Annotated in this window: 3 protein-coding genes; all 3 read right to left on the bottom strand. The window is 42.4% G+C overall.

Annotated features, from left to right (window positions below; translation table 11 throughout):
• Positions 1-22: 22 nt before the first annotated feature.
• From A7968_RS11280 to A7968_RS11270, 3 genes are read right to left on the bottom strand one after another with little or no spacing between them, the layout of a single operon-like run.
• Positions 23-3,466, bottom strand: a complete 3,444-nt coding sequence (locus A7968_RS11280; protein WP_064666684.1) for a non-ribosomal peptide synthetase — start codon at positions 3,464-3,466, stop codon at positions 23-25.
• 2 nt (positions 3,467-3,468) lie between these two features.
• Positions 3,469-8,604: a non-ribosomal peptide synthetase gene (locus A7968_RS11275; protein WP_064666683.1), complete on the bottom strand. Its 5,136-nt coding sequence runs from the start codon at positions 8,602-8,604 to the stop codon at positions 3,469-3,471.
• A 27-nt stretch (positions 8,605-8,631) separates the two neighbouring features.
• On the bottom strand, positions 8,632-18,342 hold the full coding sequence (locus A7968_RS11270) for a hybrid non-ribosomal peptide synthetase/type I polyketide synthase (RefSeq protein ID WP_064666682.1): 9,711 nt from the start codon (positions 18,340-18,342) through the stop codon (positions 8,632-8,634).

The raw sequence follows: 18,342 nt of genomic DNA, 5'->3' as shown, positions 1-18,342 counted from the left end.
ACAGCCACCGAAGAACGTCATGTTACAAATGGAATATTTCTAACTCTTCCTTTTTTCCCTCATCTTGGAAAGTTTCCATCGAATTATCAGTACCAAGTATATCGATATAGGCCGCAAGGCTTTTTAAATCCGGGCAATCAAAAACTTCTGTGATAGCCACCTGAACTCCAAATAGCTCCTCGATTTCTTTAACCAACTTGACGACCAATAATGAATGACCGCCTAAGTGAAAAAAGTTATCAGCGCTACCAACACGTTCTACTCCCAAGAGTTTCTGCCAAATCTCACACAACTGTATTTCTGACTCCACTGTGGGTGCTACGTAAGTGACCAACATCTGAGAAAAGTCAGCCTCTGGCAATGTCTTACGATTCACTTTACCTGATGAGGTTAAGGGTAACTCTTTCAGCAAAACAAATACCGAAGGCACCATATAGTCAGGCAATAAATGGACAAGGTGATTGCGCAAACGTTCAGTAACAGCTTTACGTTCATCTACCGCTAATTCACTCATGTCTTGGCAGTCGTGCGCCATATCTGAACATACGATATAACCGACTAGGCGCTTATCATTCTCCATAAATTCTTTTACAATTACTGCCGCTTCTCTGACTTCATCTATTGACTTTATAACAAGCTCAATTTCTGCCAACTCTACACGAAACCCGCGAACCTTGACTTGATTATCGGTGCGGCCATGATAGGCCAGATCTCCAGTCTCCAGATATTGAACAAGATCTCCCGTTCGATACAAAACTCCCGCAGCAAATGGGTTTTGAATAAATTTATCTTGTGTCAATGTCGTGTTGTTCAGGTAGCCCGCCGCCAAACCATCGCCTCCTATACACAGCTCACCGACACAGCCAAAGGGTGCAGGAGTGCCATCTTTAGCTAACACATAGGCCTGTGTGCCATTAATTGGGCGCCCAAGAGGTAATGCTCTGTCAGGGTTATTAGGTCTTGGCACTGAATAACAACAAGTGAATGTCGTATTCTCTGTCGGGCCATATCCATTCACTACCCTTGCCCCTTCAAGACTCTCCTGTACTTGTCTAACCGCAGCAGGACTCACAACATCACCACCGGCGATTATGTGAATAAGTGATGGCATGTCTCTCGCGTATTCACTCCATTGCTCAAACAGCCCTGCGGTTAGCCAGATATCTGTCACCGCGTTTTCTTGAATAACCTGGTTAATTTTCAATGGCTCTACTTTCTCATCAGGATAGAGAACAACACAGCCACCATTTAATAAAGGAGCCCATATTTCCAGTGTTGCTGCATCAAATGAAATCGACGCAGCCTGAAGAAAACGGGTCTGCTCATTGAGTTCGATGAAGCCAGGATTAGAAACTAATCGGACAACTCCCAAATGTCGCACCATCACGCCTTTAGGTTTGCCCATAGAACCTGAGGTATAGTTAACATAAGCCAAGTCAGATGCTTGAAATGACATATCGAGGTTATCGTTTGGTAGCGAACTATAAAGATGCTCAATTTCGTCTAACACTAGGCAGTCTACTGCTACATTTTGAAACCTGTCAGTGAGATGTCGCTGTGTCAGTAGCGTTTTTATCTGACAATCAGCAAGCATGTATTCCAAACGGGTATCGGGATAGCCGGGATCTAGTGGCACATAAACACCACCGACTTTCAGTATCGCGAGTATTCCGACGATCATATCAAACGATCTATCCACAGCAATACCGATAAAGTCATTCGGACTGACCCCCTGAGCCAGCATATATCGTGCTAATCGGTTAGCACTATGATTCAGCTCTTCGTAGTTATAGGCGACGCCATTATACCTAACGGCTTCATGCTTTGGTGTACGCAAGACCTGCTCAGAAAACAACTGATGAATCGACTTAGTCTTAGGATAATCACGCCCTGCGGTGTCCAATTGATTGAATAGATAATCGGCCTCAGCATTAGACAACATCAATAATTCACTTAATTTTGCATCAGGTGCAGATACAATCGTTTCTAACAAGGTTAGAAGGTGTTGGCTCAATCGCTCGACAGTATCCTCTTTGAACAATGCTTTGTCATACAACCAGTTGATCTGTACTTGCTCATCTGAAACAGTCGCGTCAACTAGCAGGTCAAATTTTGCACTCAAGTGTTCATTTTCAAACTGGCTGATAGATACGTTATCCAGATTCAAATTAAGTGGTACATTGGTATTCATGGTAAACATAATCTGAAACAACGGGGTATGGTTGCGTTGACGGGGTACATTCAAATGTTCAACTACTTGCTCAAAAGGTACATCCTGATTTGCTTGCGCAGAAAAGTTGACTTCCTTGATATGAGCCAAGTAATCCGTAAATGATTCGCAACCTTCGCTATTACTGCGAAGCACCAAGTTATTCACAAAAAAGCCTATCAATGGTTCAAGTTCAGGTTGGTGACGATTTGCTACGGGGGTACCCAATACAACATCTGTACTATAACTGTGACGGGAAAGAACCAAACTCAAAACGGCATGGATTAGCATAAACGGGGTTACCCCCTGGCGACGAGCTAAAGCAATGGTCTGTGCCCCAATCCGACCGGGCAAAGTTCCTGTAACCATTGCACCTTTATGCTCTGGTGTCTCAGGCCGTTTGAAATCCAAAGGTAAACCATGAATCGCAGGAATATCTGCCAGTTGTTGTTGCCAATATTCCAATTGTTGTTGTAAAAACTCACCATTTAGGTTTGCACGCTGCCATGCCGCAAAATCGGCATATTGAATTTGCAATGGCGATAATGATATTAATTCCTTGCTACTCAACGCCTGATAAAGTTGCATGAATTCTCTAACCATAACCCCCATAGACCAGCCGTCTGAGGCAATATGATGCATATTAAATAGCAAAACATATTGCTCAGAGTTAAGTGCAATACAACTTGCTCTTAACATGACATCCTTACTCAAATCAAAACGTCTGTTAAGATCATCCTGCACCAAACGCTCCACTTCAGTAGCCTGATCCTCTGCATTGATATGATTTAGATCAATAATAGCGAATGGACATACAATATCGCTATTAATAACTTGTACCACGCCATCATCTGTTTCCTTATACGTAGTACGTAATATTTCATGGCGTTCCACAATCAGTTTCAACGCTTGTTCAGTCGCTATAACATCTAAGGAACCTTCTACCTTGAGTGCCACCGGCACGTTATAAATAGTCGAACCATTTTGCATCTTATCGATGAACCACAACCTTTGCTGAGCAAAAGAACATGGAATATCTTGATCTCTATCTATAACAGGTATTTTACTGGCATTTCTACTTTCATTGGCTTGTGCCTGCGTCAGAAACTTCACAAGTGCATCTTTATTTAACTTAATCAGCTCGACTAAATCTTCTGTTAACGCGCCTTTTTCTGCTTTAGTTTTTAAGCTACCGCCAACGGTATGAATAAATATATTTTTTTCAGCAAGTAAACTTATTATCCGATACGCATTCATTTTTAAAACTCCATCTCTTCAATATTTTTTTTGTTAGAGTGTGCTACGCTCATCCCTTCAGACATCTGCCTTTTTGCAGAAATTAGCGCAGCCATATCAATAATCGTAAAAGCTTGTAGATTAAGTACTTCGCTAGTCAAAAGGGCTGAATCAAATTGCTCGCAAATTCGCATGATCAAACGGGTTAACAACAACGAGTGTCCGCCAATCTCAAAGAAATTTGCAGAGGCACTCAACCGTTGAGTATCAACACCAAGCATTTCACCCCAGATTGCAGTCAGTTGAATTTCCAGATTGCTCTTAGGTGGGACATATTGCTCTTGAGCGCTGAGTTTATCCGGTACCGGCAAAACCTTTTTATCTACCTTTCCATGAGTGGTTAATGGCCATTGTTCCATCACAACAAAAAAAGACGGGATCATGTAGTCAGGTATTGTCTTGCGTAACTCTTGACGCAACCTAGATTGCAATGCAGAACTACCCTGCGAGTCATCCGCGATAATGTAAGCAACTAGGTACTTTTCTTGCGGAGAGTCTTCAACAAGCAGCACCAATGCAGATTGCACTTCATCGATTTTGCGTAAATGTTGTTCTATCTCACCCAATTCGACACGAAATCCTTTGATATTAATCTGACTATCAACGCGACCGATAAACTCCAGACTGCCATTATTTAACATTCTGACTAAATCCCCAGTCCGATATAAGGATTCAGCACATCCATTAATGTTAAGCTCAATAAATTTTTCTCTGGTCAATTCAGGTTTAGCCAAATACCCCTGAGCTAAACCATCACCAGCAATGAAAAGTTCGCCAATCACCCCAGAAGGAACAGGCGTGAAATTTGCATCCAACACATAGGCGCGAATGTTATCGATGGGATATCCAACGGTAATTGGGGCATCTGCCGAGATTTTTGCAATATGAGTGCACACCGTGCATTCGGAGGGACCATAAGCATTAAAAACATTATATTTTGCCGCCCATTGCTTTGCTTCCTGCTCGTCACAACTCTCACCCGCGACAATTAACGTCTCTAAATAATAACTGGCGTCTATCTCCAAAGTAGTTAGCAAGACAGGAGGAATCGTCGCATGACTAATTTTATGTTGCAGGAGAAATTCATGGAGCAACAGAGACGACTGTCTTGTCGCCTCGTCACAAACATATAACCCGGCTCCTGATAGCAAGGCCATAAGCCATTCAGAAGTAGCCGCATCAAAACCTATCGAAGCAAAGTGTAAGACACGCGAATTATCCTGCACATTAAAGACTTTTTGTTGCGCCAGCGTCATATTGACTGCACCCTTATGAGCAAGTGCAACCCCTTTAGGCACGCCAGTTGACCCCGATGTATACACAATATAAGCCGTACTTTCTGAACAGGAATTTTTCAATTCAGGTGTTAAAGCACTATAGCCTTGCAGCTCATCATCGAGTTGATCAAGAAATGCCGAAATGATATTTCCCGGTATTCCGGCTGATAATAGGTCACTCTGCGCTTTTTCTGTGAGAATACAGGCAATGTGACTATCGCTTATCATATGGGAAAGCCTTGCGATTGGATAAGTAGGATCCAAAGGAACATAAGTGGCCCCGGCTTTTAACACCGCAAGAATGCTAATGATCATTTTTGAGGAGCGTTCTAGTGCAATACCAACTCTGCCACCTTCACTTACCCCCAAGCCTTGAATATAATGTGCTAATCGATTCGACTGCTGATCCAGCTCCTGATAAGTCCACTGTTCATCAGCAAATACCAATGCAATGTTCGATGGCGTTTTTTCAACTTGTTCCTTAAAAAGTTGCCCTAATGTTTTGTCTTTGGGGTAAGTTTTTTCTGTTTGATTAATTAAATTAAGCTGCTGAACGTCACTTTCGATCATTAGATTAACCGGCGCAGTGATATCTGCCGCGATGGATTCCAGTGCTAATAATAAATACTCAAAAACCCGGCTTGCCAGAGCATGATCAAACAGTGATGAATCGTAATCCACTTGCAACATGCATTGGTTTTTTTCCATATCCTGAACCAAAAAAGCAACGCCAAGAGAAAAATTGCTCACTTCATATGCGTCTCTTTCCCGATCGGCCTGTAATCCCAGTTCGCTTGCTTCATCAGTGATATGAAAATTGTTGAAAGTGAACGCTGTTTCAAACAACTCCTGATGCTGGCTGTGTTTTATGATTTCAGCCAACGGGTAATAGCGATGTGCCCAAATCTTTTGCTCCTGATGAAAACATTCTTTGATCAAATCTTCCCAGCATTTTGTCTTCATCGACATGACAAGTGGTAAGGTTGTCACATAGAGTCCCAGCAGGTGATTGCTATCTAATGTATCGGGGCGACAATGGCCACTAACGCCTGCCATGACTTCAGTCTTACCGCTAAACAGGCTAATCACCTTCATATACGCAGTTAAAAAGAGGGTTTTGAATGGAACCTCCATCTGTTTAGCTAATTGATTCAAGTGAGAAAAAAGCTCAGTTGGTAACATCTCGCTGACAATTGGACGACAGCTTTCATGTTTTTTATCTACACGGGATATGCGAGTAAATTCAGCATCAGCAACATAACTTTGCCAGAATGCTCGTTGCTCATCACTCGCTACAGCTAGCTGCTCTTGTTTGATAAAAGATCGATACGTTCCCTCAGGAATAGTCACATCATTGACTTGGTCATTTTTCAAAGCCATATATTCGTTACTGATCTGAGTCATTAAACTGGCCAGTGACCAACCATCGAGAATAGCGTGATGCTCCACCCAAAATAACTCAAACTTATTGTCACTCAAACAGTATATGACGCACTTAAATAACGGAGCCTTATTCAGGTCAAACCGGCTTTGCCGCAACTCCAGCATTGCCTGCGCTAATCTTCTTTCCTGCTCCTGCGCACTCATGTTTTTTACATCGATCACTTGTAACGGCGGAGCAACATCTTCGTGCACCAATTGCAAAGGCACCGAAACACCTTGCATCAAGAAAGATGTGCGAAGAATTTCATGACGTTTCATCACGTTTACTATTGTCTGGCGCCATATAACTCCATCAAAACTCCCGATAAAGCTTTGATTAATGACATTGTGAAAAACAGAGTTGTCCTCACTTGCCAGATTATGGTAAACCATGCCTTGCTGCAACGACGACATAGGATACGCTGACACTATTCCGTCCGGTAGTTTTGCTCTATCCTGCGTCAAAACCAACTCAAACTCGCCAATATATTCGAATTTTTCGACAGCGTCTTGCTGTACGGCTCTAGCAAGTTCAGCAATAGTACGCGACGAAAAAACATCAGAAATTGAAAAATGTAATCCTTGTTCAGCAGCCTTAGCAACCAGATTAACCGTCTGTAGAGAATCACCGCCGAGAGCGAAGAAGCTATCTCCGGTGCCAACGCTATCAAGCTGAAATAATTCTGCAAAAATTTCACATAGACTGTTTTCTATATCATTACATGGAGCGACATATTTTTGTGTCCAGTAATCCTCCGGCAATGGCATAGGAAAAGCTTCAGAATCTACCTTGCCATTGATATTTAATGGTAAGGCAGACACACAGACAACCGCCGACGGAATCATGTACTCAGGCAAGCTAAAGCTCAGGTGTGCATGTAAAGCAGGCTTCCATTGTTCCTTGGTATGCTCGTTAATTAAATCGTTAGAAACTATATAAGCAACAATTTTCCGCTCATCCGATTCACCTTTAACCACACAAACGGCTTCTGTTATGCCCTTATAGCTAAAGAGCTTACTGGTAATTTCATCCAGCTCAATACGAAAGCCACGTAGCTTAACCTGATTGTCAATTCGACCTATGTACTCTAATTCTCCATTCGCTAATTGCCGCACTTGATCGCCTGTTTTATACACTAGCTCGCTACGGGAAAAAGGATTTTCAATAAAGCGCTGAGAAGTGAGTAATGCTTGATTTAAATACCCGCGAGTGAGGCCTCCACCGCCAATGTATAGTTCACCAATGGCGCCCTCAGGCACTTGTCGCATTTTGCTATCAAGCAGTAAATAACTCAAATCACTCAATGGTCGACCAATGTTGCTGATATTCGATTCCAAATCTTTGTGACTGAGTTTTTTATAAGTCACATGTACTGTTGTTTCGGTAATACCGTACATATTGATTAAAGCGGGATTTTGATCGCCGAATCGTTCAAACCACGAGGCAAGAAAATTAGGCTCTAGTGCTTCTCCGCCAAATATGACATATCGCAGTGAAAGCACATGTGCGCCATGTAAAACTTGCTTTTGTAAGTTTGAGAAGGCTGAAGGTGTTTGATTGAGTACAGTCACCTTTTCTTTAGCCAATAATTCGTAAAATTTTTCCGGTGAACGAGAGACTAAATAAGGAACAACAACCAATTTCGCACCATTTAGCAAAGCCCCCCATATTTCCCATACCGAAAAATCAAACGCATATGAATGAAATAACGTCCAGACATCATTCTCATTAAATCCAAACTGAGTTTCTGTTGCTGTCAATAATCGAGTTACATTATGATGCTCCACCATGACCCCTTTGGGTTTACCGGTAGAGCCCGAAGTATAAATGATATAGGCTAAATCTCCTGGCCTTATATGCTGACTTGGTTGTACGTTATTATCCGTTGTGCGGGTCGCCAGGCTAAGGGCCAATTCGTCCTTGTCCAAGGTAAGTACCACGCCTTCGCTGGCAGCAAAAATATCGAGAAACTCGCTCTCGGTAATAACATACTGTGCCTTCGCGTCATCCAGTATGCCATTGATCCGCTCGTTCGGCGACATGGGATCTAAAGGTAAGTATGCCGCTCCCGCCTTTAAAGTCGCTAAAATAGCAACAATGAGATCGATACTACGATTTAATGAAATCGCTACGATATCCCCCACTCGCACACCTTCGGCGATGAGTTCTCCTGCTAGTTGATTCGCCCGGCCATTTAATTGCGCATAAGTCGTTTGTTGTCCTTCACATTCAATGGCGATTTTATCGGGCGTTTTAGCCACCTGAGCTTCAAAAATTTGATGAATAATCGTTTTCGATTGGCTCTTTTTCTTCATCAACAAAGCACGTAATTTTTCCTTTTGTATTGGATCTGTGCTATCCAATTTTTTTCTCAATTGTTCTTTTACTGCTTGATTCATCATTATTACCTTTATATAAACGCGCCCTTAAGAGATTTCAGCCATTAACATTTCTAAATCTTCTTCCGAAACACCATTTAGTAGCTGCTCTAGCTCATCAGACTCCTGCTCTTGATTTCCTACCATCAAATCTATATCCCCCAGCATTTGATTAGCATTATCTACCATGTTGTCCAGGATAAGATTTACCGTACTCAACAGCTGACAAACCCTAGAATGGCGGTATAAATCTGCGCGATACATCATCTGAAGCTTTATCTGTTCACCCGGGTGTACAACAAGGGTCAGATCAAAGTTAGTCCCTTCATTTGCCTGCGCATTCTCAACAGATAAAGAGAATCCCTCAGGCTGTTCTTCTGCCAGACTTGCTACCGGGTAATTTTCAAAGACCATGATGCTGTTAAACATCACCTCTCCTTTCGCCAGCATTGTCATTTGTTTCAGCGATGCAAGTGGTACAAAACCATATTGCTCTCGCTCAGCATGCTGGGTATGAATCTGCTTCAGCCAATCGCCAACCTTTTTCTTGTCATCCAGCGTAACGGAGACAGGAATGGTGTTGATGAAATTACCAATCATATTATCTGCATCTTGCAAATCAGATGGTCTTCCCGCTATTGTGGTACCAAACAAAACGCTATTGCTACCTGAATATCGATGAAGTAAATATGCCCACGCAGCTTGTATGAGAGAAGCCATAGTTACAGCATTATCTTTGGCAAATCTGATAATTTTCTGAGTTAAAATAGCCGGTACTGATATATTTTCAACGGCGTATTCAGGTTCATTGGAATCGCCAAAATCGGCTCTTAACAAACAGCCATTACTGACATGACCAAGTGCATTTTGCCAAAAAGCCAATGCCTTACTTTTATCCTGATGATGCAACCACTCAATATAAGCTTTAAAAGGCTTGCGTGCCGATGGCACAATATCGCAGTAATACTGTATGACATCCTTAAAGACGTGAGGAACGCTCCAACCATCAATAATGGCATGATGCATTGTTAACAATACACGATGACAACCAGGCTCCATTTGCCAAATGCTCACTCTCAACAGACAAGGTGATGAAAGCTCAAAACCGCGCTGTCTATCATTTTCTCGATATCGTTCGTACTCAATAAGCTGTTGACTATTATTCTTATTCTCTAGCCCAAAATAATTGAATTCAAGCTCTGCATTGGCATAAAGAGCCTGAACATAGCCATCATTCTTTAATGGGACAAATGCGGTACGGAAAATGTCATTCTCCTGCACAAGTTGCTTCCAAGAAAATTTAAACTGCTGCAAATCTAATTCACCACGTAAATCTAAATGCAACTGATTACAGTAGGCGACATCACGACTTTTCTTTGCCATCGCCGTATGAAGAACCATTCCTTTTTGCGCTGGTGTAGCTGGATATATATCGATTAACTCAGTATCTTTCTGCAAGTCCGCCAGCTCGGCGTCTGTTAAATTTACAAGTGGGAAATCCGCATGGGTAAAATGTCTATCCGAAGTATTAGTACAATGCGCGACAAAATCTGTCACTACTTGCTTAAACTGGCCGGCTAGCGCCTCGATCATTTCATCTGCAAATTTTTGAGAACTATAGCGAATACTAAAACGAAGAGTGCCACCACTGATCATCCCATCAAAGCTCAATAAACAATCACGTTGCCGTTGTGGCGAAACCAAGGCTCCTGTTTTTTCCTTACCGGGCGCAAAAATGGTGTCTTCATTGACACTTTGATCAAACTGTCCCAAATAGTTAAACACCAACGCATCGCTACTATTTGGCCAATGACTATCAGGCAGTAAATCCGTCATATATCGCAGTAAGCCAAAATTTGCTCCCTTCATGGGAACGCTACAATACTTGTCCTTCACACTAACCAATTGCTCATGGATAGAATTTTGATGGCTTAAATGCAATGGATACAGTGCCGTAAACCAACCTACCGTGTCACTAACATCTAGTTTATCAACGGCAATATCACGCCCATGGCTCTCTAAGGTGAGACGAATATTTTTTTGTCCCTGCCAACGATAAATAGTTTCACTCAACGCCGCCAGAAGTAGCTCCTCAATCCCCATATGATAGGCACGCTGAGACTCAACTAAAAGTTGCGAACTGAGATCGGGATCAAATACGACCGAAACCGACTTTTCATATTCCACGCGATTGGAACCAAGCGAATTATGCCGGATCGTTTGAGCCGTTTTATGCAATTCTTTTTGCCAAAACGGTACTTCCTTCAATACTTCCTCTGACATCGAACGAGACTGCAATGCTTCGCCCCATTGCTGCATAGAAGTGGTTTTAGGTGCCAGTTCAATAGTCTTATTCTCGACGGCTTGCTGATAAGCCGTCATTAAATCTGACATCAAGATACGCCAAGAAACCCCATCAACAATCAAATGATGACCGATCAACAACAGTCGACAGCTATTATCTGGTAAAAAAAACAGAGCAATCTTAAATAATTGCCCTGATAAGGACAGATTAGACTGAATAGCTGCGGCTCTCAGCTCTAACTCCTCGGGTTCACTCACGTCTTCGACCACCAGCATTGAATCGATCAATTCATCATTCAAAGCAAGATAATTTCCATACCATTGCGCACCGCCCGCATGCTCTTGAATTTCAGTAGCTTGAGAATCAGAGTTCCGTACAAACGCAAGGCGTAAAGCATCATGGCGTTTAACTAATGCCATCACAACCTTGCGCAATAACTGACTATCGATTACCTGATCACTGCTTAATATCACGGCTTGATTAAAGTGATGGATAGCCTGTTCATCAAGACCGAAGAACCAATGTTGCGCCGGTAATAAAACTTGCTTACCTTCGCTCATTGCTTGAGTTCGTTCATCACTGCCATTAACCTCAATGATCTGCGCTAACATCGCAATGGTTGGCTTGCGATAGAACACTGGTACCGGGAAATTTTTCCCCTGACGCTTAAGCAACGACTTCAGTTTTAACACTAGAATAGAATCACCACCAAGACGGAAAAAATCATCCTCAATACTAAAACCAGTTTCTCCTAACAACTCTACCCAAATATTACGAATGTCAGCTTGCAGTTCAGTTAACGACTGAACACTGGTGATTACGCTTTGCTGAGACGTCGACTCCAATAAACGTTTGCGATCGATCTTTCCATTAGGTGACATAGGCCAATCATCCACAATAAAAAATGCGGATGGGATCATATATTCGGGTAATTTCTCGGCTAAATCGGCTCTGATTTGTTGTTTCAGCTCATCACCCGATATATTGGCATCAACATTTAATTCTCGCTCAGTTAATTGAACATAGGCTAATACACTCTTATGTCCACTTTCAGCTTTATGAATAGTGACCACCGAAAATTTGACCTGAGCCAGTTGATTAAGCTGTTGTTCAACCTCCCCTAATTCTACACGAAAGCCACGAATTTTAACCTGATTGTCACTACGGCCAATATAATCAAGGGCTCCATCCTCACGATAGCGAACTAAATCACCGGTCCGATAGAGGCGTTTTGATGTAAATGGAAGGTGAACAAATTTCTCAGCCGTTAACTCAGGACTGTTTAGATATCCTAGAGCGACGCCAGCTCCGCTAACAAGAAGCTCCCCATCGCTTCCCCAAGGTGCTAGGGAACCATCCGGTGCAACCACAAAAGATTGGCTGCCATTAATGTCAAAACCGATCGAAACATCATCTTTCGGATTTCGTTCTCGAGGAATGGCATAACAAGTCGAGAATGTTGTATTTTCAGTTGGCCCGTAGCCATTGATTACAACAACCTGATCTAACTGCTCTTGTACCCGTTGTACCGCTGCAGGGTTAACCACATCACCACCCGCAAGAATATATTTCAGCGATGGAAATTCATGAAGTGACTCACTCCATTGGTTGAACAAGCCCGAGGTTAACCACATTGTCGTCACACTATCCTCAACAATGACCTTGTTAAGAATATCAAAATCCATGTAGGCTTCTGGATAAGCGACAGCACTACCGCCATTAAGTAATGGCCCCCATATTTCTATTGTTATGACATCAAATGAAATTGAAGAGAATATAAGAAAACGTGTCGACTCATCCATTGGCAGGAAATTCTGCTCTGTCACCAAACGTATCACACCACAATGAGGTACCAATACTCCTTTAGGTTTTCCCGTTGAACCAGAGGTGTAGTTTACATAAGCCAATGCCTGCCCATCAGATTCAGTGATTTCAACAGGCGCACAGGAATAGGATGACAATGTTTCTTCCAGCTCTTCCATAACCAAGGTCTTGATGTTTTCGCCAACAAAAGCATCCCAGTAAACTGACTGAGTTATAAGCACCTTAACACCGCTATCCTTGCGCATATGTTCAATGCGAGATTGAGGATACTCAGGATCGATAGGGACATAAGCTGCGCCAGTTTTTAAAATAGCAAGGAGCGTCACTATCATATTAATCGAACGATCCATGGCCATTCCAACCATATCGCCAGCGTGTACATCCACATCTAGTAAATATCTGGCTAACCTATTGGCTCTTTGATCAAGTTCCCTGTAAGTGACTTTTTCTTGCTTATAAATAACGGCAATATTGTTCGGAGTTTTCGTTACTTGCTTGGCAAAGCGTGCTTGTATCGATGTATCGTAGATTTCTTCAAGTGGGTTTTCCTGAGCGTTGCCATGCAAAGCCTGGTATTCACTTTCATCCAACATCGACAGAGCAGCAAGCTCCGCTTCCGGATTTGCAATAATAGCCGAAACCAAATTAGTAAAATGTTGGCTCAAACGCGTTATTGATGACTGCTCAAACAATTTGCCATTATAAAGCCATGTTATCTCCACGACTTCATTACTGATACTGATTTGAATGTTGATATCTAATGGATAGGCCAAATCGTCCAAAGAATAATGCTGCAGATCTGCATCAAGCGATAACATGATCTGAAAAACAGGGTGCTGGTTGCTCGATGCATCTAATGATAACGCGTCGACCAGATGGGCAAATGCCACATCATTATGCTCTTGTGCCTGAGCATTTATCTCTTCGATATGCGCTAAATAATCACTAAAAGTGCGTATACCATTAAGATTGCTGCGAAGGCTTAGCAGATTCTTAGCGTCTGCATAGCTGCTCGGCGTGCCAATAACAATATCGGTATTATTACTATATCGGGTAAGTAACAAGGAAAGTGCCGCATGCCATATAGAAAACTGACTAACATCTTGAGCTTCAGCTAACTCCTCTATCGCTTTAGCTACTTCTGGATTCATTTTGTCAGTCAGGCATACGCCACTATAGGTATGATTAGACGTTCTAACATGATCTAAAGTCAAACCATGTACTGCAGGCGCATCCAGTAACTGAGTCTTCCAATAGGCAATCGAAGCTTGATGTTTCAATCGTGCCTGTTCTTGCTGATTAAATATTGAAATGTCCATGACACTAGTCGTTGCACAATCACAGATAGCATCTATAAGCAGCTCAAACTTGTCCGCCATTTGATCAATCGTTTCCCGATCAAACAGATCGGTATTGAAGTACCAGTCCGCTAGTAAACCTTCGCTTGACTCGGCGGTCATCAACATTAAATCCACTTTGGTAGCAACTTTATGTGCAACCTTCTCAAACTCCAGATCGGCCAGCATTACCGTTGACTGCTCATAACTTTGTAGAGCGAATAGTACTTGGAACACCGGTGAATAACTCGGGCTTCTTTCGATATCAAGTCGCTCGACCAACATGTCGAATGGAACATGTTCATGGGCAAAAGCAGATAACGCCATCTCCTTCGTTCGCGCCAGTAAGGTTTTAAAATCAGGGTTGCCACTTAGATCATTTCTTAACACCAGAGTGTTAACAAAAAAGCCTATCAACGATTCAAGGTTTCTATCGCCTCGTCCGGCTATCGGGGTACCAATGATTATATCTTCGCTACAGCTAACACGAGATAGTAAAAGTGCAAAAACGGATTGCAACGCCATAAATAATGTCGCACCAGATTGCTGCGCAATCCCGCTTAATCGAGCCATTTTTTCCTGGTTAATTGAGCGACGGAATACTTCCCCACTATAAGTTTGCATTTCAGGTCGGGCTCTGTCTAAAGGAATGTTGTGAACAGACGGAATTCCTTTAAGTTGAGATTGCCAATACCCTAACTCACTTTCTAATCGCTCACCGGTAAATTCATTTCTTTGCCAAGCAGCAAAATCAATATACTGTAACGGCAGCGCTGGAAGTTGTGGCTCTCTGGCTTCGACATAAGCGCTATAGAGTTCACACAACTCTTTCACCATAATAATCTCCGACCAACCATCAGACACAATATGGTGTATGTTAAACAACAGCAGGTGTTTCTTATCATTGATTTTCACAATCGAAGCACGCAACATCAAATCATTTTGTAAATCAAATGGAGCCAAAGCATCATCATCGATCAGCTTTTGCATCTGGGCCTGGCTTTCTGTTTCATCCAGTGACGATAAATCGATGAAACTGAATTCTACCGGGGCTACAGGCCTCACAATGAGATGAGATTCCCCCTCAATATCAATGAAATTTGTACGCAGCGATTCATGACGTTCAACAATATGATTGACCGCCTGTTGCAATCGTTCCATATCCAATTCACCACGTAAAATAAAGGGTGCTGGCATATTATATTGGGCACTTCCGCCATCAAGTTGATCGATCAACCACAAGCGGCGCTGTTGAAAACTAGCTAAGACAGGCTTATCTCTGCTTACGCGGACAATTCTGTTTGTCATACTCTGACTATCATAAGTCTCAATTCGTTGCACCAGCCCAGCTATCGTTGAGTACTCAAATATATCATTGATTTTCATATCAACATCAAAGCTTTCTAAGACAAAGCTTAATACTCGTGTCGCTAACAATGAATGACCACCAAGCTCGAAAAAGTTATCCTCTACGCCAACCTCATCTAAGGTAAATAATTTTCTCCAAAAAGCGGACAAAACTTCTTCTGCTTCGTTTCTGGGAGCCACCATCGCCGTGCTTAACTCTGGGCGAGGATGGGTAATACGAACGACTTTTTTCTCAACTTTTGCTGTTGAATCCATTGCCGTTTCCTGATTCCCGGCAATCTGGCCAAACTGTTTCGGCGTAAAACTATAAGCTGGTAAAGGAACCTGCCGGCATTGCTGGTGTTGATTATAAACGGCCCAATCAATGTCAATACCCTTGCAATACAAACGGGATAATAATTGATGAAACAGCAAGTCGTCTTCGATTTTTTCTTTCGGATGTCGCAAGCTATTCACAATCAAATTGTTTGATTTAAGGTTATGATTGTTACGAACAAAGGTACTTAAGCTATTACCCGGCCCTACCTCAATAAATAATAATCCCTGCTCTTCCAGTATGTTGTTTATGGAGGAAACAAAATTTACGGGGTTACGTAAGTGAGAAACCCAATAGTCGGGATCAACAGCTTGTTCTGCTGTAATAAGTTCACCGCTAAAATTGGAATAAAAGGGCAATACAGGTGCTTGCAATTCAATACCTTCAAATAAATTAGCGAATTCATTAAGCACATCATTCATCAGATACGAATGATAGGCATGTGAAGTATGTAACCGACTGCATTTAATGGCTCGTTGCTGGCAAACGTCGATAGCATGGTCGACTGCTTTCAGACTTCCCGATAATACATATAATTCTGTGCTGTTACAGGCCGCCAGTTCAAGTTCATCATTTAGCAACTCTTCAACGGTTTCAATTGGAGCAGCAATACTTAACATTGCCCCTGCAGATGTCCGAGCCATTAAGCGACCACGTTCTGCCACGATAATTAAAGCATCCTTTAAGGTGAATACTCCTGCCAGACAGGCAGCAACATATTCTCCTAGGCTATGCCCCAGCATATAATCAGGCTGAATTCCCAAGTCCATTAGGTATCGCGCCAAACTATACTCAATGATGAACAACAGCGGCTGTGCGTTATCCGTTTGCATCATTTGTTCGCTCTGCATAGGATCGTCACTAAACAAAAGCGATTTCAGCGTTTGCGATAGCTCAGTGTTTAAAAGAGCACAACAATTATTGACTAACGCACGAAATCCACGTTCAAATTCATACAAATCCGCCGCCATACGCAGGTATTGTCCACCTTGCCCCGGAAACATAAAGACTAACTTTGAGTCTGCTACATCATTTGGGGAAGAGAAAAAATACCCGTTAAGATTCTCAGATACCGCTTGATGGCTTTTTTCCAAAGTATTAGCAACTACAGCACGTCGGTGAACAAATCTGGCATCTTTATTTTGCATACTATAGGCCGTATCTGCCAGTAAGCTAGTTTGCTCAGATGAAAGCTGAGTAGAAAAATGCTTTGCTAATTTGTGACCATAATTATCTGCGGAGATTTTGCTTTTAGCCGAATATGGTAATAACTGCCATCGACGCTCATTATATCGATAAACACGGCGTTCAACGTACTCTTCTAAAATAACATGGGCATTAGTGCCGCCAATCCCAAAAGAGCTAACAGCTCCCCTTAAGGGTCTTTCCTCATTATTGAGCGTTGTTTGTTCGGTATTTACCGATAATCTTGTCTTTGAGAAATCAATATTGCCGTTAGACGAGTTATAATGCAGCGATGCGGGCAATACTTCATGCTTAAGAGCAAGAGCGGCTTTAATGAAACCTATCACACCTGCTGCTGAATCAAGATGACCCACATTCGACTTAACAGAACCAATATAACAATTATCACCCTGAGTTCCATAGGCCTGATTCAAAGCTTCTACTTCAATCGGATCACCAATTTTTGTTGCTGTGCCATGACACTCAATAAAATCAACCTGCTCAACATCGACACCGGCAGCTTCAATAGCACTTTCGATAACCCGCTTTTGCCCCTTAACTGAAGGTGCTGTATAGCCAGGTTTCGCATGGCCATCATTATTAATCGCAGATCCTTTTAATACCGCATAGATATGGTTTCCATCTACAATAGCATCCTCCAATCGTTTCAATGCAACTATACCAACACCATTACCTGGCACGGTACCATTTGCACCCGCATCAAATGCACGACAATGTCCATCTGGCGACTGGATCATCCCCTCGTGATAGCTATATCCTTTAACCAGAGGGCTAATACATACTCCCCCTGACAACGCAAGATCACAGTCTCCACTTAACAATCCTTGCACCGCCATATGAATTGCAACCAATGAGGTAGAACAGCTGCTATCAATAGTGATGGCAGGCCCTTGAAGATTCATATTATAAGCCATGCGCGTATTGAAAAACTCTCTTTGAAACAGCATCTGCAGCTCATAAACCTCACCAACACTTTCCCCGAGATGCTGAGATACCAAACGCAACCAATTCATATTTTGTGCTGAACCACAATACAGCCCAATCGCATCACTTGTTGATTCCGGATTACAACCGGCATCTTGAAGGGCTTGCCAACTACATTCATGGAGCAACCTAAGTTGTGGATCCATAAACTCGGCCTCTCGCGCTACATAATTAAAAAAATCAGCGTCAAATTGAAACGGATTATCAAGAAATGCACCGGCTTTTACATAATTTTTCTGACCTAGTTCTTCGGAACTAACGCCGTATCTAGTCATCTCGTCATCGTTATAAAATTTGATGAGCTCAGAGCCTTGACTAAGTGCTTGCCAAAACTCGTCTACCGTTTCACAATGCGGGAGTCGTAGCGACATTCCAACGACCGCGACTTCCAGACCATTTGGCTCTATTTTTTTAGTCAT

The organism is Pseudoalteromonas prydzensis (assembly GCF_001661495.1).
Taxonomy (GTDB): Bacteria; Pseudomonadota; Gammaproteobacteria; order Enterobacterales; family Alteromonadaceae; genus Pseudoalteromonas; species Pseudoalteromonas prydzensis.
This window is presented reverse-complemented; position numbering and strand designations above follow the sequence as displayed.